Source organism: Peribacillus frigoritolerans, assembly GCF_040250305.1.
Lineage (GTDB): Bacteria > Bacillota > Bacilli > Bacillales > DSM-1321 > Peribacillus.
The window spans coordinates 4,037,557-4,058,621 of sequence record NZ_CP158190.1; the positions used below are offsets into that span (position 1 = coordinate 4,037,557).

The following is a 21,065-nucleotide window of genomic DNA, read 5'->3' on the forward strand; positions in this document are numbered from 1 at the left end:
CTTTTCTTCATCTTCTCCGATTCACGCCATCAAGCTTGACCGGCTCAGCTAAATATTGAATTCTTTCCAGTACCCTGGCCGCCTTCACTTCTTCCTTCTCACCACGCTGTGAAAAGGTCAGGTGGTTCTCCAGGCCATTCAAGTCAAAATTCGAAGTGAAAAACGTCGGCAGGTTTTCCAGCATCCTAAATTGCAAAATCGGACCAAAAACCTCATCGCGTCCCCAGCTCGTCATGGACTCCGCTCCAATATCATCAAGCATGAGGACAGGTGCCGTTTTCACCATTTCAATTTTTTCATTGACCGTATTATCACCTATCGATCCCTTAAGTTCCCTCAAGTAATCAGGTACATAGACAATAAGGGAGGAAATTTGCCTTTTTGCAAGTTCATTGGCGATCGCACCTAATAAGTACGTTTTCCCAACACCGAATTTCCCATATATATATAAGCCTTTTTGCCTTTTACCTGGCTCATATTCCATAATGAACGACATCGCTTTACTTAAAACAGACAAGCGTTTGTTTTCATTATCCGTTTGGGTAAAGTCTTCAATGCTCGCCTTTAAAATATCCTTCGGTACATACAGGCTGCGGATCAACTTTTCCCGTTTCCGCTTTTCATCCTCTGCCAATTTCCGCGGGCAGACTTCATAATGCAGGTTCAGGGCTTTCCCTTGAACCACCAATTTAGGATAATACCCTTGCATCATATTGATGCAGCCATCCAAGCTCGGACATTTATCACACTTATTGCTTTGTGAAGTGAACTCATAAAGCTTCCCCAAGTTTTTATCAATCATTTCCTTCGTGACCGTCGAGCTGTTGGCATTCATAAATAACCGCACTTGTTCGTTTTCAAAAATCTCCTGTTTCAGCTTTTCATAACGCTGTTGAAATTGATTTGTATTGGCCAATTTATTAAGGGACCTATTAATCTTTTCCATCGTTCATTTCACCTCCTGCTTTCCACTGCTTCCATTTCTCCAGAAGCTCGCGTTTCTGGGCATCCAATTCAGGCTGATCTGCATTCTGCTCCTGCTGTGCTTCTTCTTTTTTCTCAAGCCACTCCGGAACCACTTCTTCCCGTATCGCCTTTTTCCGGCTGCCCTTCGCAGCATTCCTGCTTCCCTGAGCCCAGTCCTGATATTTCCTATGTTCATTTTTAGCCAGCTCCATCGCCTCGACCACCGTGGAGACCTTCAGTCGTGCCCAATGGCCTGCCAGCTTTTCGACATAGCCCTTCGTGAACTTCATATCCGTTTTGAGCATGACATATTCAATCAAGACATTGACGACACCCGGATTCAGCTTTTGATTGATCATCACGCCCTCAACGACTTTCAAATCACCGCTTGATGGCTCTGCACCGCCAGACAATTGCATCAGCCGCTCCCTTGGGGAAATCGTCTCCAAATGACGGATTAACTCTTGTTCCTGTGTTTTCGGTTCCTCTTTTTGTGTCCGTTCACGAATCGGCTGCACCCGATTGACAAGGGAAGGCATATCGGCCTGTCGTTCAATCTGATACCAGTCCCTTGCCGCCTTTCTGAGCACTTCCTCATCGATCTCATCATCCAATGAAACGGCATCCATTACTAGTTTTTGCATTTCAAGCGGATCGATGCCATATAAAAAAGCAAGTTTGGCAATCGTATTTTTTATTTTCGGAGTAAAGGCCTTTTTCGGTACGATCGAGGATTTCATCCCGGCAAATAAAAGGTCAAAATCAAATAAGTCATCAAACCCCGATGGCTCGACGCCTTCAGTCCGATCGATGTATTGCTGTTCAGGCATCGGTTGCCATTCATTTTTCGCTTCATCCGTTACATATAAAGAATCCAAATGATCTGATGAGAACACTTCCGCAAAAGATTTAGTCACACCTTCATATTGATCGGTTAAGATATGGTCATCACAAAAGAATCTCTTTAACCGGTTGAATTGCGCTTTACCGATTTTTTTGTATAAGTAAATATTCAGCATTCCATCCGTGAAAAACTGCTGGGGGGAAAGCGGCGGGTTTAACTCATAGATGAATTCCTTCGTTTCATTTTTCGATTTCTTATATACATTCAACAAACCGATTCCCTCAAGTAAAAGCCGGGCTTCGTAAATATCAGCTAACTTAAGGCCGATGGTATTCATTAATTGATAATGTGAGGAGGTTTCCGACCATAACCTGTTCTCCTCCAACTCACTCCATAACGTCATATATAGGCTAATGCATATAGGTCCAATAAGAGGTTGATATAGTCGGGTAAGTATTTTCCGATCATAGTCATGAAGCAGCCCCGCAGATGAGACCAAATATGAATCAGCTGGGAGCAATTCTTGCCAATGCTTTGACATCTCCATTCAAACCTTTCAAAAGATGTAGTGAAAAAAGAGCCAAAGTGAATCTTCAGCTCTACTTTCTTTCTTTATTTATCAAATCTTTCAATTCATCGATAAAGACATTGATGTCTTTAAATTGTCGATAGACGGATGCGAACCTTACATAGGCAACCTCATCGACTTCTGCCAGCTTGTCCATCACCATCTCGCCGACACTGTCGCTTTTCACTTCCGATATGCCCTGGTTGCGTAGTTCTTTTTCTACATAACTGGTAATTTGCTCTAGTTCTTTCAAGGGAACCGGACGTTTTTCGCAAGCCCTGATTAAGCCACGCAGGATTTTATCACGACTGAACTCTTCCCGCGTCCCGCCCTTTTTCACTACAATAAGCGGTGTTTCCTCCACCTTTTCAAATGTCGTGAATCGAAAACCACATGCCTCACATTCACGGCGTCGTCGAATCGATTTACTTTCATCGACTGGCCTGGAATCGAGCACTCTTGTTCCGTTATATTGACATGATGGGCATTTCATCATTATCAGCTCCGTATTTTATGTAGGACTCCCCTATCTAAATGTTCCCCAAGGAATTACTTCTCTATCTTAATCTTATATTAAATGGAACGGCCAGTACAAGTAAAAAGTGTAACTTCCGGCAGCAGGCACTTTTTGTTCTGCCGTTGAAGCACCGTTGTCAAAGTCTTTATGCTGCAAGGGCATCCTCCCCTATAAGGGGAGCAGACTGCCGATTGATTGCATTAAAAAAGAGATGCACCCATGGCATCTCTGTGTATACGTGTTTTTTATAGGGCACTTATATTGGCTTTTTTCATTTGTACAGGACCTAATCCACGTGGTAATTCTATGTTTTCACGTGTTTGCGCATTCAAAGCTTCTGCAATATAATCTGCCGCAATATTCGGATCCAAGTTACCGCATGTATAGACATCAATGCTCGCATAGCCGTGTTCTGGAAAACTGTGAATCGTTAAGTGTGATTCAGAAATGATGACAACCCCGCTGACTCCTTGTGGAGCAAATTTGTGAAAGGCAACTTCTCGTACCTCTGCACCTGATTTTAAAGCAGCATCAACAAAAATCTTTTCAATTAAATCGATATTGTTCAGTTTTTCAAAGTCACAACCCCAAAGTTCAGAAATGACGTGTCTACCCATAGTTTCCATAGTGTAAGCTGTTTCCATATTAAGCTTCCCCCTTACCATGATTTAAAAATAAGTTCTGATAACTACCACGGGGGAAAGTTAGTCCAAAGAGGTCCTAACCCTTTAAGTAGCCATCATGCAAACCGCTATTGAAGAAGTTCACGATTCATAGTATATATGGTTTGAATTTTTTTTGCAACTCCAAATTGAATTTTTGGAAAGATAAACTTTATATGTAATAGGGATATTGCGATTGGAGCAAATTCTGTATTCTGGTTTATTCAGCGCCTTAAAGCAGCAAGGAATTGATTGATCACTGTATTAAAAATAGCCCGCTAAAAAATTTTAGCAGGCTCGGCTTTTTCTTTTTATTTTACTGATAATTCGACTTCTGAAGTTTTTTTCAACTCTGAGCCAACCAATTTCACTAGGTCCACTACCCGGTTGGAGTAACCCCACTCATTATCATACCATGCAAGGACTTTCACTTTCCTGTCCCCGATCATCATCGTCGTCAACCCATCGATGATTGCAGAGTGTGGATTCGTTTTGAAATCACTGGAAACTAAAGGTTCCATCGTGAATTCCATGATTCCTTTGAGTTCATTTTCTGAAGCATCGATGAAGGCTTGGTTCACTTCATCAATCGTGACATCACAGTTTAAATCCACAACAAGATCGACTAAAGATACGTTAGGTGTCGGTACGCGTATCGCCATTCCATGAAGCTTGCCTTTTAATTGCGGCAAAACTAGTGAGATGGCTTTTGCAGCTCCTGTAGTCGTAGGAATCATGCTTTCCGCAGCGGCACGGGCACGTCTCAAGTCTTTGTGCGGGTTATCGATATTATTTTGATCATTTGTATAAGAATGTATCGTTGTCATTAAACCGTTGTTTATGCCAAATTTTTCATCAAGCACTTTTGCAACCGGTCCAAGGCAGTTCGTTGTACAAGATGCATTGGATATGACGAAATGCTTGTCAATTTCCAGCACTTCCTGATTTACTCCCATTACAATGGTAACGTCTTCATTTTTACCCGGGGCTGATAAAATAACTCTTTTTGCTCCTGCGTCTAAATGAAGAGCCGCTTTAGAACGATCATTGAATTTACCAGTGGCTTCAATTACAATATCTATGTTCATCTCTTTCCAAGGCAATAGCTTTGGATCGCGGTTATTTATTAGTTTTACTCGGCGGCCATTCACTACTAGTGAATCATCTTCAGCTATAATGATACCGTCGAATTTACCATGTATCGTATCATATTTTAGTAAGTGTGCTAAAGTTTCAGCTGGATAGCTTGCATTAATGGCAACAATGTCCAAACTCTCATCTAATATGGCTTTTCGGAAAACCATTCTTCCAATTCTCCCAAATCCGTTAATCGCTATTCTTGAATTCATTGTTCGGACCCTCCAGAAAATATTAGTGTTATACTTATTACCTTTCGCATGTAATTAGTATAACATAATTCAAGGGAATTGTGCTAATAAAAATGCGGATTGTTCTTATTTTTTCAACATAAAAAGAAGAAACCGGGCGGTTTCTTCTTTTTATCATGATTATATGACATACCATTCGCTAAGTATGGACTTCACTTGCCGCTTCGTTTCATTAATGTCCCCATTATTATCGATGACGGCATCCGCTAAAGCCTTTTTATCAGCCAAGGGCATTTGCGAATTGATCCTGGCAAGTGCCTCCGTCTCCGAAAGACCATTCCTGTTCATTAATCGCTGCAATTGAACTTGCTCATCCACATAGATCAAAAGCGTCTTATCCACCATGAATGTCAGCTTGCTTTCGAATAGGAGCGGAATATCCATGAACACCGTTTCTTCTCCTGATGATAGTGCCGCTTCCGTTTTCAGCCGCATCCAATTCCTGACGGCAGGATGAACGATGCCATTCAATAGCAATCTCTTTTCTTGATCATTAAATATAATCGACCCGAGCTTTACGCGATCTATATTCCCATCCGTCAATAAGATATCTTCACCAAATGCCTTCACAACTTGGTGATAGGCTTCTTCACCTGGCTCAACGACAGCACGGGAAGCCAGATCAGCATCGACAATCGTGAATCCGAGTTCCTGTAAATAGAGGCTGACGGTGCTTTTCCCACTGGCAATACCTCCGGTGATTCCGATGATTTGTCCCATAAGCTCCCCCTTTTAAACTTATCATAACTTGAATAAACCGATGATAATCAATAGTACACCTGGAAGAAAGGTCAAATGCTGGACAACTTTATTATTTGAGAGCAATTTCCCGCTTTGAATTCCGCTCCAAATGAAAATCGAACTCATAACAGCGATGCACCCTGCGAGGATGATGGGTGAAATCCCGATCATAGCCGCTCCTACTCCGGCCCCGAACGCATCCAGCGAAAGTGCAAACCCCAGAACAAGCGCTTCAACACCTGTAATCGTACCTGATTTATCAAAATCGGCATTCAATGGTTTTTGTAAAATATTAATCACTACCCCAAGTGATTTAATTTCAAAATTAAAGATGATCTTTTCATGATATCTATCATCTTTCAAATCTTTTTCAGGCTTAAAATACTGGTATACCATCCAGGCACCAAGAAAAATGAGGATGATGCCGCCTGTTTTTTCAGCCGCCCCGATAGATATGAGCTGACTGATGAATTGTCCGATGACCATCGCTATACCTAAACTCAATGCAGAACAAAATGAGATGACCGCTATTGACCTTAAGGGGATTTTCATCTTCCGCATACCGAATGTCAAACCTACGCCAAATCCGTCAATACTAACTGCAAAAGCGAGAAAAATAATTTGTAGCCACATCGGAATATTACTCCTTCCCTACACGTTGCTACCCTAGTATATGGAAGGAGCCCATCCGATGTGTTTTTAAAAACATTACCTATTTAAGCGGCTGGCATAACGGGCAAATATGTGTACCCCGTCCTGCAACAACCAGTTTCTCAAGGGGCGTGCCGCATGCTTTGCAGTTCTCGCCTTTTCGTCCATAAACATTCAGTTCCAACTGAAACATGCCGATTTGCCCTTGGGAATTAATGTATGAACGAATCGTACTTCCGCCTTTTTCCACAGCTTCCCCTAAAGTCGCAATGATTTCAGCATGCAACGTCTTGATTTCCTGCAATGAGAGTGAAGAAGCGATTCTCTCCGGATGGATACGGGAGCGGAATAACGACTCGTCCACATATATATTCCCAATCCCTACGACAACCGTTTGATCAAGGAGAACGGGCTTGATTTTCCTGTTGGTTCTTGCCAGCTTCCTACTTAGCCCCTCGACAGTAAAATCTTCAGACAACGGTTCCGGCCCTAAATGCAACAGGGGCAGCCGATCAAGTTCTTCCCCTTTGGCAAATAGATGCATCGTTCCGAATTTCCGGACATCCCTGTACCGAAGTTCACTGCCATCAGTGAAAGTGAAGATCACATGGGTATGCTTATCATACGGCTCTTCTTTTGGATGCACGCCGTATTTCCCCTCCATTCTTAAATGCGAAACCATCGAATAATCATCCAAGGTGAAAATGAGGAACTTGCCCCGACGGCCTATTCCCCTTATCGTCTGTCCCCTTAAAGCATCCTGAAACTGTTCGACAGGTTCAGGTGCTTTAATGATCTTTGGCCAGAAGACGGACACTTCCTTGATCTCTTTTCCGAGTATGAGCTGCTCTAACGTTCTTCTGACTGTTTCCACTTCTGGAAGTTCTGGCATTGCAATCACCTATCTTATATTATTTGGCATCAAACCATGTTGGCCCGAAAGCATAATCCACTTTAAGGGGCACGTTCAATTCAATGGCATTTTCCATTTCCTCCGGAACGATCACTTTAAGGATTTCCAGTTCCTCAGGAGGGGTTTCAAAAATCAATTCATCATGCACCTGAAGAAGCATTCTCGTTTTAAGCCCTTCACTTTTCAGGCGCTTATTCATGTTTATCATGGCAAGCTTGATGATATCCGCGGCGCTGCCCTGAATCGGCGTGTTCATTGCTGTCCGTTCGGCAAAGCTCCTTATGTTGAAATTCCTGCTTGTTATCTCAGGTATATAGCGCCTCCTTTGCATCAGAGTCGTGCTATACCCTTTTTGACGGGCCTCATGTATGCTTTCTTCCATATATTCCTGAACACCAGGAAAGCTTCTTAAATACTTCTCGATGAACTCTCCAGCTTCTTTTCTCGTAATGCCAAGACTTTGCGATAGTCCGTAATCACTTATACCATAAACGATTCCGAAGTTGACCGCTTTGGCATGGCGCCTCATGTTCGAAGTGACTTCCTCTGCCGATACATGGAACACATCCATGGCTGTCTTTGTATGGATGTCCATCCCGGCCTGGAATGCTTCCACCAATCCGCTGTCATTGGCGATATGCGCCAGAACGCGCAGCTCGATCTGGGAGTAGTCGGCAGCAAAAATGATCCAATTCTTTTCGGAAGGAATGAAGGCCTGCCTGATTTTCCTTCCTTCTTCCAGTCTGATCGGGATATTCTGCAGATTGGGATCTGTTGAGCTTAAACGGCCGGTCTGGGTCAATGCTTGGTTGAACCGGGTGTGCACCTTGTCCGTTTTACCATTGACCACCTTAAGCAACCCTTCAATATAAGTGGATTGCAACTTACCAAGCTGGCGATACAATAGTATCTCCTTAACGATATCATGCTTGCTCTCCAGTTTTTCCAACACATCGGCTGACGTCGAATAACCTGTTTTAGTTTTCTTCATGACAGGAAGCTCCAACTTTTCAAACAGGATGGCCCCAAGCTGTTTAGGTGAATTGATATTGAACGCCTCTCCAGCCAAATCAAAAATTCGTGCCTCGATGTTTCTTAAGCGAATGGCTATTTCCTGTCCCATGTTTTTCAGTCGACCTATATCCACCTTGATTCCCTGCCATTCCATATTGGCCAGGATGATCGATAGTGGTAGCTCCAGTTCCGTAAATAGGTGAAATTGCTCGAACTCTTGCAGCTTATCAATCATCGGTTCTTTCAGGGACAGAATCGCCTTCGCTTTTCTGGCGATATGCTCCCTCAATTCCGCTTCCTCAGGTATTTTGCGTTTTGCACCTTTTCCATAAAAAACGTCATCCGTTTCAAGGCGGATAGCACCTTGAGTTTTCGTGATTTCTGCCACTTCGTCCACTGACTCTGCCGGATCCAGGATATAGGATGCCAAAAATACATCAAAATCGATGCCTTTTATTTCGACTCCTCGATGGCGAAGTGCCACAACCGTACGCTTCGCATCGAAAACCGTTTTCTTTTTTGTTTCATCCTCTGCCCAGGATTTAAAGGCACCGGAACTCAGAGCATCATCTCCATGGAAGTAAAAATGACCTTGTTCATTACTGATGGCGATCCCTATTATATCGGCACGATGATAATTATCTTCTAAAATTTCAACATACAAAGCACTTTCATCGGCAAACATCCCTTCTGTCATTTCAGCCGAGTGAACCTCAATCTTTTCCTGTTCAAGCGGCGCACTTTCCGTTACATCCAATTTATCGAGCAAAGTCGAAAAGCCAAGCTCCTTATAGAATGAGATGACTCGATCCTGATCCATGCCAGTATACTCGGTCTCGTTTACGGAAACTTCAAGCGGCGCTTCCCTCGTTATTGTAGCCAGCTCTTTGCTTAATAAGGCTAGGTCTTTATGTTCTTCTATTTTCTCTTTCAATTTCTGTCCGCTAACCTCTTCAATCGACTGCAGAAGGTTTTCAACCGTTTCAAATTGATGCAATAATTTAAGGGCAGTCTTTTCACCAACACCCGGAATACCGGGGATATTATCGGAGGCATCTCCCATCAGCCCTTTTAAATCTATGATTTGCAAAGGGGATAGACCATATTTTTCATGTATATGCTTTGGAGTGTATTCCTCAATTTCAGTAATCCCCTTTTTCGTGATGGAAACCGTCGTACTAGGGGAGGATAATTGTGTTAAATCCTTATCACCGGAAATGACCTTCACTTCAAAACCATCTTTTTCCGCTTGTAAAGACAGCGTACCGATAATATCATCGGCTTCGTAGTTCTCCAGTTCATACCTTTTTATTTGAAAACAATCAAGCAGCTCGCGAATGAAAGGGAATTGCTCCGATAATTCTGGCGGCGTTTTTTGGCGCCCCCCCTTATATTCTTTAAATGATGCATGTCTGAATGTCGTTTTACCCGCATCGAATGCCACAAGTATGTGCGTTGGCTTTTCTTCTTCAAGAATGCGGTTGAGCATCATGGTGAATCCGTACACGGAATTCGTATGGACACCCTTATCATTATTCAAGAGCGGAAGCGCAAAAAACGCACGGTATGCAATGCTGTTTCCATCTATGAGTACTAGCTTTTTATCCAAATCCGTCTTCCTCCAGTCATACAGATTTATGTAGTTATAGCTTCTATATAAAACGCAAAAAGCCGTTCATTTTCCTTCTCTATTCTACCATGAGTAGAAGCGGAAAGAAAAATGACGGCATCAAGGTTATTTAGTATTTCCCATTAACAAGCTGGCATAAGGGGAATCCGAAGGAAGAACGATGACCGTTTGATCTCCGATCGTTTTTTTGTAGGATTCAAGAGTCCGGTATAGTTTATAAAATTCGGGGTCTTTGGAAAACGACTTATTATAGATTTTCGCTGCTTCCCCTTCTCCTTCAGCCCTGATCACTTCTGCATCAGCCTCTGCAGTAGAGAGCAATTCTTTCACTTTCCGATCGGTATCCGCGATGATACGATTTTTCTTCGCATCACCTTTTGATAGGTATTCTTGCGCTTTCGATTCCCGCTCGGAAATCATCCTCTTGAAGACGGATGCTTCGTTTTCGGCAGGCAGGTCAGTACGCTTAATCCGGACATCCGTCAGGCTGATGCCATAACTGTCCTTTTGCAGCAGATCGTTGACTTTTTCGGTTATGCGGTCGTTTAAACTTCCCCTGGATGACTTCTCATCATTGATGATCTCATCATAATTCAGCTGGCCCAGCTCTGAACGAACTGCCGAATAGATGAACTCTTCCATTTTCGTTTCGGCATTCTCAAGTGTCCTTGCATTTGTAATCAATTTCTTCGGATCTTCTATTCTCCAAACGGCATAGTTGTCGATCAGCATCCGCTTTTTATCTTTCGTATTGATTTCCGCTTCTGAAACATCGGAAGTCATTTGATACTTCGGCAAGGTCACGACACTCTGAATGAATGGCACCTTCGCCTTCAATCCCGGGGTCTTATCGATCCTTACCACCTCACCGAATTGGCGGACGACCTTGTATTCTCCCTCTTTGACGATATAGACATTGGTGAAGATGATTAGCAGTAGCGCGATGATAATAATCAGGAAAATGCCGAATCTCACATAGCCCCTCCAATGAAAATTCCCTTTTTTGAGTTCAGAGAAATCTATTATTTTTCCACTCATTGTTTAGAGCCCCCTTCCCCTGTCGCTTTTTCTTCCGATGCATTCCCTTTTTTCGTTTCTTCTTCAGGTATAGCGGCTTCATCAGGGGCAGGAGTTTTTTTCGTTTCCTCCTTTTCAAGTGAGCGAAGCGGCAAGTACTTCATTGTGTTTCCGTCATCATTCATAATATAAATCTCTGCATTCGGCAATACTTCCTCAAGGGTCTCAATAATAAGGCGGTCCTTCGTAATCCCCTTATTGCCCTTATACTCACTGAGTAATTTTTCAAAGACCGCTACATCCCCGCGGGCAGCTTCCGTACGGGCAGCTTTATCTCCATTAGCCTGTGAAATGAGGGCATCTTTTTCCCCTTCCGCTTCATTCATACGCTTATTTTCATATTTATCCGCTTCGTTGATTTTCGTATTCGCCGTTTCCCGGGCATCCGTTACATTGGTAAATGCTTTCCGCACTTCTTCATTAGGTAACTCCACGTCCTGGAGTTTAACCGCAGATATGGAAATTCCGACATCATATTTCTCCATTAGCTGTGACAATAAATCGCGTACATCCGCTTCGATTTGCGCTTTACCAGATGTAAGGGCATCATCGATTTTCGTGCTGCCGATTATGCTCCGTAATGCAGCTGAAGTCGTATCGTATAATATTTTTTCTGGATCTTCTGCATTGTATAGATATTTTGGAGGGTCGGTGATTTTCCACTGAACCACTAGGTCGGCCAGCACAATATTTTCATCACCCGTAATCATTTTGGTCTCACTCGGGTAATCCGTCACCTCTCCATCCTCTTCCTTATATCCAAATTTAAGACTGAATGTTTCTTTGGATAATTTCTCGACCGATTGAATGGGCCAAGGCAGTTTAAAGTGAAGTCCTGGTTCCGTTATCGTCTCCTCCACTTTACCAAACGTCATTATGACAGCTTGATCAGATTCATCAACCGTGTACCAGGTCGATATCGCAACTACACCTAAAATTAAAATAAGAAAGACAAGTCCTGTGATTGTATATATCCTTTTTAAGCTAACGATATGTATCACCCCTTCTTTGCAGTTATATCTTATTTACGCAAGAAAGGGCCTAAAGTTTCATAAAAATCAAATATTTTCCCAGGAAAATAGGATAGAGGAATGGTTCCCGGGGAATATAGCCAAAATTAAAAGACAGAGACTATGTCTCTGCCTACAGTTTTTTAGGGTTTTGTACAATTTGAATGTTGATTGCAACGTAGGGCACTCGCGTTCCGTCCTTTGTACCTGTAGGTTCTCCTTGGACGGGCTATTCCTACAGGAGTTTCGCTCACCTGTTCCAATCATCTTTGCTTTAAAATTTAGATTGAACTACTACAAAATCAAACAGAGACTATGTCTCTGTCAATGTTTAACTCCTTGGATGAGGGGTTGTACAACCATTGTACCCCTGCATTATGAAGTCCGTTTTAAGGAATTGTAAAGGACATGTAAATAAGATACCCGCTACATTTTCCCTTTTAAGCTTTTATTTAAGGTGACTGTAAAAGTCGTCCCGGTTCCAGGTGTGCTTTCCACGTTGATTTTACCTTTATGGACTTCTATTATATGCTTGACTATTGCCAGTCCAATGCCCGTTCCTCCTGAATCTCGGCTCCTCGCCTTATCGATCCGGTAAAACCGTTCAAAGATCCTTGGCAGTTCTTTTTCTTCGATGCCGATCCCGCTGTCTTGAACTGTAATATCGACGGTCTGTTCATTTTCAATGATGTCAACGGTGACCCTGCCGCCATTTGGTGTATAGGTCAATGCGTTCGTAATCAAATTGATGAAAACCTGTTTGATCCTGTCAGATTCCCCTTCAATGAATACTGGTTCCGGTGATGTTTTAATTTCAAGGGATACTTCTTTTTCCTTCAGCTTGCCTATAAGCATCTCTTGTATTTCGCCAAGTACTTTCGTAATATCCACGACCCCTGCGTTTAAAACGAATTCCTGTTGCTCCATTTTGGATAAATTCAGAAGCTCCTGAATGAGTTCTTGCAGCCGGTCACTTTCTTTCAGGATAATCGATAAAAAGTGCTTTAGGGTCTTTTCGTCTTTTAAGGCGCCATCTAACAATGTTTCAGAAAAGCCTTTAATGGAGGTGATCGGAGTCCTCAATTCATGGGACACATTAGCCACGAAATCCTTCCGCATCTGCTCGAGCCTTTTCAATTCGGTGATATCATGGAAAATGAGGAGGATCCCCTTCCATTCATCATGATTCCCGATAATGGGCGCCCCGTAAATCTCAAAATGCTTTCGTTCTATGGCAAGCGGTATCTTCACCTGTCGTTTTATCGTTTTTTCCGTTCGAAAGATCTCTTCGATGATGGCTATCACTTCCTGATCTTTAATGACCGAATAATATTCCTGAAACAAAAACGTAGCGGCGTTCACATGGAAGCTTTTCTTGAATTCCCGGTTGATTAAGGTCGTATATCCTTTACTGTCTATCAGCAAGACCCCGCTACCGATATTTTCAACAAGTGCTTCCAAACGATCCTGATTCATTTCCCTTGCTACCTCTGTTTCCTGAAGGTTCCTCGCCAATATGTTCAAGGAAGTTGTCAGCATTCCCGTTTCATCGGAATGCCGCCCGAATGTCCGGGTTCCATAATTCCCTTTTGCCAGTTCGATGGCTGCCATCGTCGCCTCTTCGATCGGACGGGTATAATATGAAGTGATTTTACTCGCAAGCATGAGAATGATGATCAAGGCAACCCCTAAACAAATGATCAATATTTGCCACATTTGTTTATTCACTTGATGGATGGCCTCTATTTCATTGCTATGGACGACAAAGCCTTCAATCTCGCCGTCCTTTTCAACCGTCTTCCAATAATAATGGAGGTCCGATTCCCCTTCGACCACTTCATACCCTTCCCCATGCTTAAGCCCTTTTTCCAAAGTTATTTTGCGAAGGACATTGGCATGGCTTTTAAGTATTTCATTGGATGATGTCGAATCGTATAATATTTCCCCACTCGTAGAGAGAATGGTTAAATTCGAATCTAAAAGGGGTGTCAATTTTGCCGTTTTCCCTTTTTCCAAAAAGGACTCGATTCCCCCATGCTCCTGAATATATGTAGAAATGAAAAATGTTTCGTTCTGTATACGCTCATTGAACGTTTTAATATAATAACTTTTGAACAAGTGTCCTAATAAAAAGCCCACGGCCATCAGGACGACCATCACCAATGTGATGAGGGTATATAAGAGCTTTTTACGATAGGTCGTCATTCTTTTTTAGGCTCCTCAAGCTTATACCCCAAGCCCCTTATCGTTTTAATATAGAGAGGTTTTTTTGTATCTTTCTCTATTTTTTCACGAAGATGGCTAATATGGACATCGACGATCCGTGAGTCTCCCGCGAAATCATAATTCCATACCGCACTGAGCAGTTGATCTCTGGTCAGCACTCTTCCTTTATTCTTCGCCAAGTATAAAAGTAATTCAAATTCCTTTGGAGTCAATTCTAATTGCTGTTCATCAAAGAATGCTTCGTATCGTTCCGGGAACACTTTCAATTCCCCTAATTTCAAGAGACCATCTTCCTGATCCTGACTTGACTCACTTCCGTTCGATTGCAACTGCGATCTTCTTAAAATGGCTTTAATCCGTGCCACTACCTCCCTGGGGCTAAATGGCTTGGTCAAGTAATCATCCGCCCCTAGTTCCAGTCCCAGCACCTTGTCAAATTCATCGTCCTTAGCTGTCAGCATCAAGATCGGTATATTGATTTTTTGCTGGCGAAGCTGCTTGCATACTTCAAGCCCGTCCATTTTAGGCAGCATCAAATCCAATACCACTAAATCGGGGCGTATATCCACGGCAGCCTCCAGCCCTTGTTCTCCATCCAAAGCTGTGATAACCGTATAGCCTGATTGTTCTAAATTGTACTGAAGTAAGGTAACTATTGATTGCTCATCATCCACTACGAGAATTTTCTTTGACATTAGATCCTCCTGAATTATGTATTACCCAAAAGACCAATTCCTTGGTCTACTCATCCAATTCCATTATAAAGAATATTATATGAAAATTACACATAAAAAAAACGGAAATAAAGTAATTCCTATCTTCAGCAGGGAGATTATAAGTTCCAGGGTTCTTTTGAAGCGGATTAAAAAACTGCCCGGAGTCGGAAAAAGGCCTTGGCCTTTTCTTCCAATATCCGGGCAGTCTGTACATGATCTCTTATTGAAGGACTTGCATAACAGCTTTAACTGATTCGACTGATTTTGAAAGTGCAGCCTTTTCATCTTCAGTTAAATCAAGTTCGATGATTTGTTCAATACCGTTTGCACCAAGTACAGTCGGCACTCCAAGGTAAATACCTTCAAAGCCGTATTCACCTTCAAGATAAGCGATGGATGGAAGAACGCGACGTTGATCTTTAAGGATCGCTTCAGCCATTTCCACTAGAGATGCAGCTGGTGCATAATATGCGCTTCCGTTTCCAAGAAGGTTTACGATTTCTCCTCCGCCAGTGCGGGTACGAGCTACTATTGCTTCTAAACGATCTTGAGGGATCAATGTTTCCAAAGGAATTCCGCCTGCATAAGAGTAACGCACTAGAGGGACCATATCGTCTCCATGTCCGCCAAGTACGAAACCAGTTACATCTTTAACGGATAAGTTTAATTCTTGAGCTACGAAAGTGCGGAAACGAGCTGTATCTAGTACACCTGATTGTCCGATAACACGTTCTTTAGGGAAACCAGATTCTTTGTATACAGTGTAAGTCATTGCATCTACAGGGTTAGTCAAAACGATGATTGTTGTATTAGGGGAATATTTAACTACTTCTTTAGTTACTGATTTCATGACTTTTTGGTTAGTTTGAACTAAGTCGTCACGGCTCATGCCGGGCTTACGGGCAATTCCGGCAGTGATGATCACTACGTCGGAATCAGCAGTTTCTGCATAGTCGGATGTACCGATGATATTAGCATCGAAACCTAGAACAGGTCCCGCTTCCGCCATATCAAGGGCTTTACCTTTTGTAGGGTTTTCAGCTTGCGGAATATCAACCAAAACGATATCACCAAGTTCTTTTTGAGCTGCAAGGAATGCAGCTGTAGCGCCAGTGAATCCAGCACCTACCACTGTGATTTTTTTACGTTTAGACATGTTATTTCCTCCTTAAAATATATAAATACTTTTGGAATACTTTTAACATTCTCTTGAAAATATATATAAGCCTCCTGGAAAAGCAGCCCGTTCAGGCACTTTTCCAGAAAGCATATAATGAATTATTTAAGGTTTTTGATAAGCTCGTCTGCGAACTCAGAACATTTAACTTCTGTTGCACCTTCCATTAGGCGGGCAAAGTCGTATGTAACAACTTTAGAAGCGATTGTTTGTTCCACTGATTTTGTGATGCTGTTTGCAGCTTCGTTCCAGCCAAGGTGCTCAAGTAAAAGAACGCCTGAAAGAAGAACTGAAGATGGGTTAACTTTATCAAGACCAGCATATTTAGGAGCCGTTCCGTGAGTTGCTTCGAAGATGGCATGTCCAGTTTCGTAGTTGATGTTTGCTCCTGGAGCGATACCGATTCCGCCAACTTGTGCAGCTAATGCATCAGAAATGTAATCTCCGTTCAAGTTCATTGTTGCAACAACATCAAACTCTTTAGGACGAGTCAGGATCTGTTGTAAGAAGATATCAGCAATGGAATCCTTAACGATGATTTTGCCTTCAGCTTCAGCAGCAGATTGAGCTTTGTTAGCAGCTTCTGTGCCTTCAGCATCTTTAATTTTGTCATATTGGTTCCATGTGAACACTTTATCGGCGAATTCTTGTTCTGCAACTTCATAACCCCAAGTTTTGAATGCACCTTCAGTGAATTTCATGATGTTACCTTTATGAACAAGCGTTAATGACTTACGGCCTTCTTTGATCGCATAGTTAAGTGCAGAGCGAACAAGACGTTTTGTTCCTTCTTCTGAAATCGGTTTGATACCGATACCTGAAGTTTCAGGGAAACGGATGTTTGTAACGCCGAATTCATTTTGCAGGAAGTCGATTAATTTCTTAGCTTCGTCAGAACCTTTTGCATATTCAATACCAGCATAGATGTCTTCAGTGTTTTCACGGAAGATGACCATGTCAGTGTCTTCTGGACGTTTAACAGGTGAAGGTACACCATCAAAGTAACGTACTGGACGAAGACATACGAATAAGTCCAAAACTTGACGCAATGCAACGTTCAATGAGCGGATACCGCCGCCGATTGGAGTTGTAAGAGGTCCTTTAATAGCGATTAGGTATTCGTTAATGACATCAAGAGTTTCTTGTGGAAGCCATTCGCCCGTTTGGTCAAATGCTTTTTGTCCAGCTAAAACTTCTTTCCATTCGATTTTCTTTTCGCCATTGTAAGCTTTTTCAACTGCTGCGTCTAAAACGCGGGATGCTGCAGCCCAGATATCAGGACCGATTCCGTCTCCCTCAATATAAGGAACGATTGGGTTGTTTGGTACGTTAAGAGCACCGTTAGTAACTGTGATTTTTTGGCTTTGTGTCATGTCTCTTACCTCCGATTCAAATTCAAAGGTTAGATGGCCTGCCATTAAATGAGGCAGAACCACTAACCTTTTTTACTCACATCTATTAATTTACTACAAATTCGATGAAATAAAAAATGATTTTTCGAAAAAACTTTTAATTAGCGGTTTTCAATCGGTACATATTTTTGCATACCTGGTCCAACATACTCTGCACGCGGGCGGATAAGGCGGTTGTTTGAATATTGCTCAAGGATATGAGCGATCCAGCCTGAAGCACGGCTTACAGCAAAGATTGGTGTAAATAGGTCATGCTCGATACCTAAACTATGGTATACGGAAGCAGAATAGAAATCCACGTTCGGCGGAAGATTTTTTTGACCGGTTACGATTTCATGAATTTTGATGGACATATCATAATATTGCGGTTGTCCAGTAAGTTCAGTCAGTTTTTGTGACATTTCTTTAAGGTGTTTAGCACGAGGATCACCTTTACGGTATACACGGTGGCCAAAGCCCATGATTTTTTCTTTATTGGCTAATTTTTCGTTGATATATGGCTCAACGTTATCAACTGAACCTATTTCTGTAAGCATTTTCATGACTTGTTCGTTAGCTCCGCCGTGAAGTGGGCCTTTTAAAGCGCCGATGGCAGCAGTTACACCAGAATAGATATCAGCTAATGTTGCCACACAAACGCGTGCAGTGAATGTAGAAGCGTTTAATTCATGGTCAGCATGAAGAACCAATGCTTTGTTGAATGCTTCTTCTTCGATTGCCGTTGGTTCGTTACCGCTTAACATATATAAGAAGTTAGCAGCAAAGCTTAAATCTGTACGTGGAGCAACAGCTTCTTTCCCTTGACGGACGCGAGCGAAAGTTGTTACCAATGTAGGGATTTTTGCTTGGATGCGGATTGCTTTACGATAGTTAGCTTCTTCACTCATTACATCTGCTTCTTCATCATAAAGACCAAGAAGAGATACTGCAGTGCGAAGAGCTCCCATTGGATGTACTTTATCAATTGGGTATGTTTTAAAGTGATTTACCACTTCAGCTGGAATTTCAGCATTTTCAGCAAGTTGTTTAGTTAATTCTTCTAGTTGGCTTTTGTTCGGAAGAGCTCCGTGCCATAAAAGATAGATTACTTCCTCGAATGTTGCGTTTGAAGCCAAATCATCGATGTCATAACCTACATACGTTAATGTGTCATCGATAATGGAGCTTACTGATGAAGTTGTTGCTACCACACCTTCAAGACCTTTTGTTGCTGTCATACTAAATCTCTCCTTTTCCTAGATATTCCCCTATGCCCTTGCTATTAGCGTATAAATGTAGCGCTTCCAAGAAATTAGCTTTTGTAAACAACCATCTATTTTTTAGCAGAAGACATACATCTTGTATTGGAAGCGTTCACAGAATATGACTCCAACAATATAAAATGTACGATAATCTTTAATACGAAATTCTAAAAATAATGCTTGTAGCTATTCCTAGTGAGCGCTTGCTCAATAACTACATCTTTTTTTTAAGATTCCTCAAAAATATCAATGATATTCGGAATCCCAATTTTAATAAATCAGAGCAGTTACATGATTATTATAAACAATAAACACTTTTTTGGGAATGAAAAGCACTTAAAATGTGAAAAAATTATTATTTTATTAGAAAAATTAGCTACATATTCTCTTGCTTATTTTAATGCGATTCATAACGGTTTTTTGAAAATTCGCCCCAAAGCAGAATAAACGAAACATTAAATAGAAAATCTATATTCCCAGGACTGACTGACTTTTCTACCCTTAGCCACTCGCTTCATTTAAAGAAATTGAAGACCTGCATGCATAAATAAGCAATTCCCGCCCCGATTAACGGACCGACAGCCACACCTTTGAATAATGCGACCGCAAGAATCGTCCCAAAAACAAGAGCCGTGGTAATGTGCGGATCATGTGACAGGAGCGTAATCCCATTCTTTGCTATGAGCGCAACGGCTATTCCAGATGCAAGCGCAATCCAGGCATAAGGAGATTTTATCGCATCTCCTAGTTCCTTGAAACCTATCGCCCCGTTTGCTATTGGTATGAGTACGGAAATCGTGATGATCGTAACGCCCAGGTTTATTCCTTTCGCTTCCAGGTATGGAAACACTTTGGCATCAAGGCCAATCAGTTTCATGATTAAAAGAAAACCCGCAGCCATGATCAGTGAGGTATTTTTCCCAAACCAACCGATTGCAGCAAGCAGAATTAAAAATACGACAGGACCGTTGATCATTATCCCTTCACCTTCTTCCTTTCTTTTTTGTTATTTTAACATAACAAACTCCCTTGTTTCCTAGGAGAAAAATGATTTATGGAACGATGCATCGGCGAAAAAAGTTAAGCCGAAAGATGAAAGAATCTTTCCTTTCTTTTCCATCATCGTTACAATTATAATACAAACTTTATGATTGAAGGAGGATATGACTTGAATCCGGTATATATGTATCGTTTCATTCGCTCTTTACTGGTCGTTGGAGGGGTAATTTTAGGCGGGATTGCCGTGTTTTATTTATCTAAATATACATATCCATTCATCATTGCCATGATAATCGCTTTCTTGATGAATCCCCTGGTCACTTTTTTCGAAAGGAAAGGGAGGCTGCCCCGAGGGTTGGCTGTATTCGTTTCCCTGTTACTCATTTTCCTTTTATTTGCAGGTCTTATCACCTTACTGGTTGCCGAGATCATTTCAGGAACCAATTACCTTGCCGGAGTCATCCCGAAACACATTGAAACCATCGTGGATTATATAGAAACATACATCGCGACCACCGTCATCCCTTTATATAATCAAATAGCTGCCATGTTCAATAATTTGGATATCGAACAGCAAGATACAGTCCTCAAGAATATCCAAAATATCGGTGAGTCCATCACTACCGGAGTAAGCGGCTTCATTCAAGCTTTCTTGAAGAACATCCCCACAATCATCGGATGGTTTCCAACTACAGCAACAGCACTCCTTTTTACACTGCTGGGCACTTTCTTCATCAGCAAAGATTGGGATACCTTTGGCCGAATGACCGGAAAAGTGTTGCCTGATAAGATTTTTGCGGATGCAAAGCGTTTATTCAAGGATTTAAAAAGGGCTTTGTTCGGATTTATCCGGGCACAATTCACTCTTGTTTCATTGACGACTGTCACGATTTTAATCGGATTTCTCATTTTAGGGGTGAATTATTCAATTACCATTGCCCTGATATGCGGGCTGGTCGATATCATCCCCTATTTAGGGACAGGTACGATTTTCATTCCATGGATCATCTTTGAATTCATCGCCGGCAATACAAGTCTCGCAATCGGTTTGTCCGTCCTTTACATAATCGTCGTTGTCCAACGTCAGCTAATAGAACCAAAAGTACTTTCTTCCAGTATTGGTTTGGATCCGCTTGCCACTCTCATCGCCTTATTCATCGGCTTCAAATTGATCGGTTTCCTAGGTCTGATTGCAGGACCTGTAGTGCTTGTCATATTCAATACACTTCAGCGTGCAAATGTCTTCAAGGCCATATGGACTTTCATCATCGGGGATACAAAGAAAACCACTTAAGTTGATCAAGAATATCCTT

The 21,065-nt window shown here is 42.0% G+C and carries 18 protein-coding genes; 1 reads left to right on the forward strand and 17 read right to left on the reverse strand.

Annotated elements, in window-relative coordinates; translation table 11 throughout:
- Nucleotides 1-7: 7 nt before the first annotated feature.
- The 17 genes from dnaI to ABOA58_RS19860 all read right to left on the reverse strand — a co-directional run bounded on the left by dnaI (nucleotide 8) and on the right by ABOA58_RS19860 (nucleotide 19,729).
- A complete protein-coding gene (dnaI, locus tag ABOA58_RS19780) occupies nucleotides 8-946 on the reverse strand; it encodes a primosomal protein DnaI (protein ID WP_241594395.1) in 939 nt (312 codons plus the stop codon).
- Complete coding sequence (locus ABOA58_RS19785) at nucleotides 933-2,351, reverse strand: replication initiation and membrane attachment family protein (protein WP_350299677.1); 1,419 nt, start codon at nucleotides 2,349-2,351, stop codon at nucleotides 933-935. Before ABOA58_RS19785 ends, dnaI begins: the two co-directional genes overlap by 14 nt.
- A gap of 58 nt (nucleotides 2,352-2,409) precedes the next feature.
- Entirely contained in the window at nucleotides 2,410-2,871 is a 462-nt protein-coding gene (gene nrdR, locus ABOA58_RS19790) for a transcriptional regulator NrdR (protein WP_034309080.1), read from the reverse strand.
- A 269-nt stretch (nucleotides 2,872-3,140) separates the two neighbouring features.
- Nucleotides 3,141-3,521 (reverse strand): adenosylmethionine decarboxylase, encoded by a 381-nt coding sequence (speD, locus tag ABOA58_RS19795; protein ID WP_034311443.1) that lies wholly within the window; start codon nucleotides 3,519-3,521, stop codon nucleotides 3,141-3,143.
- Nucleotides 3,522-3,868: 347 nt separating this feature from the next.
- Nucleotides 3,869-4,906: a glyceraldehyde-3-phosphate dehydrogenase gene (locus ABOA58_RS19800; RefSeq protein ID WP_350299678.1), complete on the reverse strand. Its 1,038-nt coding sequence runs from the start codon at nucleotides 4,904-4,906 to the stop codon at nucleotides 3,869-3,871.
- A 159-nt stretch (nucleotides 4,907-5,065) separates the two neighbouring features.
- Complete coding sequence (coaE, locus tag ABOA58_RS19805) at nucleotides 5,066-5,665, reverse strand: dephospho-CoA kinase (protein ID WP_350299679.1); 600 nt, start codon at nucleotides 5,663-5,665, stop codon at nucleotides 5,066-5,068.
- Nucleotides 5,666-5,686: 21 nt separating this feature from the next.
- Complete coding sequence (gene ytaF / locus ABOA58_RS19810) at nucleotides 5,687-6,319, reverse strand: sporulation membrane protein YtaF (protein ID WP_034309090.1); 633 nt, start codon at nucleotides 6,317-6,319, stop codon at nucleotides 5,687-5,689.
- A gap of 79 nt (nucleotides 6,320-6,398) precedes the next feature.
- On the reverse strand, nucleotides 6,399-7,229 hold the full coding sequence (gene mutM / locus ABOA58_RS19815; RefSeq protein WP_350299680.1) for a DNA-formamidopyrimidine glycosylase: 831 nt from the start codon (nucleotides 7,227-7,229) through the stop codon (nucleotides 6,399-6,401).
- 19 nt (nucleotides 7,230-7,248) lie between these two features.
- Nucleotides 7,249-9,873 (reverse strand): DNA polymerase I, encoded by a 2,625-nt coding sequence (polA, locus tag ABOA58_RS19820; protein ID WP_350299681.1) that lies wholly within the window; start codon nucleotides 9,871-9,873, stop codon nucleotides 7,249-7,251.
- A gap of 126 nt (nucleotides 9,874-9,999) precedes the next feature.
- Nucleotides 10,000-10,932, reverse strand: a complete 933-nt coding sequence (gene hflC, locus ABOA58_RS19825; RefSeq protein WP_350299682.1) for a protease modulator HflC — start codon at nucleotides 10,930-10,932, stop codon at nucleotides 10,000-10,002.
- A complete protein-coding gene (gene hflK, locus ABOA58_RS19830; RefSeq protein ID WP_350302916.1) occupies nucleotides 10,929-11,963 on the reverse strand; it encodes an FtsH protease activity modulator HflK in 1,035 nt (344 codons plus the stop codon). Before hflK ends, hflC begins: the two co-directional genes overlap by 4 nt.
- Before the next feature lie 444 nt (nucleotides 11,964-12,407).
- Entirely contained in the window at nucleotides 12,408-14,186 is a 1,779-nt protein-coding gene (pnpS, locus tag ABOA58_RS19835; RefSeq protein ID WP_350299683.1) for a two-component system histidine kinase PnpS, read from the reverse strand.
- Nucleotides 14,183-14,902, reverse strand: a complete 720-nt coding sequence (locus ABOA58_RS19840; protein ID WP_101222903.1) for a response regulator transcription factor — start codon at nucleotides 14,900-14,902, stop codon at nucleotides 14,183-14,185. The genes pnpS and ABOA58_RS19840 overlap by 4 nt, the downstream gene beginning before the upstream one ends.
- 241 nt (nucleotides 14,903-15,143) lie before the next feature.
- On the reverse strand, nucleotides 15,144-16,079 hold the full coding sequence (gene mdh / locus ABOA58_RS19845; protein ID WP_350299684.1) for a malate dehydrogenase: 936 nt from the start codon (nucleotides 16,077-16,079) through the stop codon (nucleotides 15,144-15,146).
- A 122-nt stretch (nucleotides 16,080-16,201) separates the two neighbouring features.
- Entirely contained in the window at nucleotides 16,202-17,518 is a 1,317-nt protein-coding gene (gene icd / locus ABOA58_RS19850; RefSeq protein WP_342605834.1) for an NADP-dependent isocitrate dehydrogenase, read from the reverse strand.
- Between the two features lie 95 nt (nucleotides 17,519-17,613).
- Complete coding sequence (gene citZ / locus ABOA58_RS19855) at nucleotides 17,614-18,729, reverse strand: citrate synthase (protein WP_048681140.1); 1,116 nt, start codon at nucleotides 18,727-18,729, stop codon at nucleotides 17,614-17,616.
- Nucleotides 18,730-19,267: 538 nt separating this feature from the next.
- Entirely contained in the window at nucleotides 19,268-19,729 is a 462-nt protein-coding gene (locus ABOA58_RS19860; protein ID WP_350299685.1) for a DUF441 domain-containing protein, read from the reverse strand.
- Between the two features lie 192 nt (nucleotides 19,730-19,921).
- Here ABOA58_RS19860 and ytvI point away from each other — a divergent pair, with 192 nt between their 5' ends.
- Nucleotides 19,922-21,046 (forward strand): sporulation integral membrane protein YtvI, encoded by a 1,125-nt coding sequence (ytvI, locus tag ABOA58_RS19865; protein WP_350299686.1) that lies wholly within the window; start codon nucleotides 19,922-19,924, stop codon nucleotides 21,044-21,046.
- Nucleotides 21,047-21,065: the final 19 nt, after the last annotated feature.

Excerpts from the sequence above, each read along its gene's own strand:
- ABOA58_RS19840 (WP_101222903.1), bottom strand. The coding sequence starts at position 14,902 with ATGTCAAAGAAAATTCTCGTAGTGGATGATGAGCAATCAATAGTTACC.
- mdh (WP_350299684.1), bottom strand. The coding sequence starts at position 16,079 with ATGTCTAAACGTAAAAAAATCACAGTGGTAGGTGCTGGATTCACTGGC.
- ABOA58_RS19785 (WP_350299677.1), bottom strand. The coding sequence starts at position 2,351 with ATGTCAAAGCATTGGCAAGAATTGCTCCCAGCTGATTCATATTTGGTC.
- mutM (WP_350299680.1), bottom strand. The coding sequence starts at position 7,229 with ATGCCAGAACTTCCAGAAGTGGAAACAGTCAGAAGAACGTTAGAGCAG.
- dnaI (WP_241594395.1), bottom strand. The coding sequence starts at position 946 with ATGGAAAAGATTAATAGGTCCCTTAATAAATTGGCCAATACAAATCAA.
- nrdR (WP_034309080.1), bottom strand. The coding sequence starts at position 2,871 with ATGAAATGCCCATCATGTCAATATAACGGAACAAGAGTGCTCGATTCC.
- citZ (WP_048681140.1), bottom strand. The coding sequence starts at position 18,729 with ATGACAGCAACAAAAGGTCTTGAAGGTGTGGTAGCAACAACTTCATCA.
- pnpS (WP_350299683.1), bottom strand. The coding sequence starts at position 14,186 with ATGACGACCTATCGTAAAAAGCTCTTATATACCCTCATCACATTGGTG.
- hflC (WP_350299682.1), bottom strand. The coding sequence starts at position 10,932 with ATGAGTGGAAAAATAATAGATTTCTCTGAACTCAAAAAAGGGAATTTT.
- icd (WP_342605834.1), bottom strand. The coding sequence starts at position 17,518 with ATGGCAGGCCATCTAACCTTTGAATTTGAATCGGAGGTAAGAGACATG.
- ABOA58_RS19860 (WP_350299685.1), bottom strand. The coding sequence starts at position 19,729 with ATGATCAACGGTCCTGTCGTATTTTTAATTCTGCTTGCTGCAATCGGT.
- speD (WP_034311443.1), bottom strand. The coding sequence starts at position 3,521 with ATGGAAACTATGGGTAGACACGTCATTTCTGAACTTTGGGGTTGTGAC.
- coaE (WP_350299679.1), bottom strand. The coding sequence starts at position 5,665 with ATGGGACAAATCATCGGAATCACCGGAGGTATTGCCAGTGGGAAAAGC.
- ytaF (WP_034309090.1), bottom strand. The coding sequence starts at position 6,319 with ATGTGGCTACAAATTATTTTTCTCGCTTTTGCAGTTAGTATTGACGGA.
- ABOA58_RS19800 (WP_350299678.1), bottom strand. The coding sequence starts at position 4,906 with ATGAATTCAAGAATAGCGATTAACGGATTTGGGAGAATTGGAAGAATG.